Here is a 1,596-nt window from a genome sequence, read left to right on the forward strand (position 1 = left end):
AGCGAGTACGTCTTCTTCGCCGCCAGCGACGTCGAACCGGCCTTCAGCGTCACCGCGCCCTTGCAGTCGGCGGCGGTGCACGAGAGCGCGACCTTGACGGTGCGACCGGCGGCCTTCAGCGACGTCGAGCGCACCGCGACCGCGGGCTGGGGCTTCGGCGCGGGCACGGCGGACGCGCCGCTCTGCACCGGAACCGACTCGAACGCCCCCGCCGTGGCCGGGACGACTGAGTACCGGTCGGCCGACGGATTGCCGGGCTGGCAGTCGATCTGCAGCGGGACGCCGACCGACGTCGTGACGGAGATGAACACGCTGCCCTTCGGCGTGATCATCGCGCCGCCGCGGCCCGCGGGAATCGGCGGCAGAGTGCCAGCTCCTCCCTGGCGGAACCCGACCGTGCCGACGCCACCGGCGGTCCAGGACGTGTCCGGCAGCGGCAGGGTCACGTCGATCGGGGTCGCGGAGTAGGTGCCGTCCCCGTTGTCGGTGACCGTCGTGCGCGCGACGGTGTCCAGGACCAGCACCTGCACGGCCTGCGCCGTGTTGTCGGCGGCCAGCGCGAGCCACACCTTCGTCGGGAGCTCGTTCGGCCCCGGCTTGAGGATGCCCGCTCCCGCCCCCGTCGGACCGACCCAGTCCGGGAGGCGCGAATGCGCCGACGCACCCGTCAGCGTGAGCCCTGAGCCGGGCGCGAGCGGATTGGGGGTGCTCGTCCCCGTGAGATCGATGTTCTGCGTCTGCCACGTGGAGTTGAGGCTCCAGAAGCACGCGTTCGGGACGTCCAACGTGCCGGCCGACGCGGGGGTAGCAATCGCCAAGGTCGCAGCAGTCGCCAGGATCGTTACGAGGGTCCGTCGCATATCGTCAACCAACCCTAACAAGCAGTGGCAAGTTTGGTGAGGTCAGATTCCGAGCACTATGCTTGTGCAGGATGAGCAAGCCCCACGGACACTCGATCGACGACTACCTTGAGGCGATCCACCTGCTGGTCTCGCCTGTGGGCGTGTACGAGCCGGCGAAGGCTCCCGCCGCGATCGCGGCGCGGGTCGCGGACGCGCTCGGCGTGTCACGCACGGCGGTCGGCGAGATGCTCAAGCGGCTCACTGCAGAGGGGCTGCTGGAGCGCGGCACCGGTCGTGAGCTGGTGCTCACGGCGGCCGGCACCGAACGGGCCGAGCAGGTCGTCCGGCGCAACCGGATCGTGGAACGGTTCCTGACGGACATGCTCGACTACGACCCCGCGGAGGCGCACGAGCACGCGTCGCGCGTGGCCGCGTCGTTCACGGATGACATGGTTGAACGGCTCCACGCCAAGCTTGGCTATCCGGAGCGTTGCCCGCACGGCTGGCCGGTCGCGCCGCAGCAGGATCGCGAAGAGAGCCGCGAGCTCGTCAGCCTGGCCGATCTGGCCGCGGGAGACTCCGGAGAGATCGTTCGCTTGACCGAGCAGGACGGCGGTCTGCTGTCGTGGTTCGCGGCCGAAGGCCTCGCGCCCGGCGCGAAGGTCGAGGTGCGTGACATCCAGCCGGCGGCGGGTCATCGCAAGATCCAGATCGCGGGCGACGGCGAGCAGTTCATCGCCGATCGCGCGGCGCG

Annotated in this window: 1 protein-coding gene and 1 pseudogene; one reads left to right on the forward strand and one right to left on the reverse strand. The window is 70.4% G+C overall.

Translation table 11 applies throughout. The features are described from left to right. A pseudogene (locus OJ997_RS36200) lies at positions 1 to 818 on the reverse strand (hypothetical protein); the annotation flags it as partial. A 113-nt stretch (positions 819 to 931) separates the two neighbouring features. On the opposite strand from OJ997_RS36200, the gene OJ997_RS36205 reads away from it, so the two are divergent. Beyond that, the coding region (locus tag OJ997_RS36205) for a metal-dependent transcriptional regulator (protein WP_270030341.1) at positions 932 to 1,596 on the forward strand (665 nt) is incomplete at its 3' end.

The sequence above is a fragment of the Solirubrobacter phytolaccae genome (assembly GCF_027587195.1).
In the GTDB taxonomy this organism is placed as follows: Bacteria; Actinomycetota; Thermoleophilia; order Solirubrobacterales; family Solirubrobacteraceae; genus Solirubrobacter; species Solirubrobacter phytolaccae.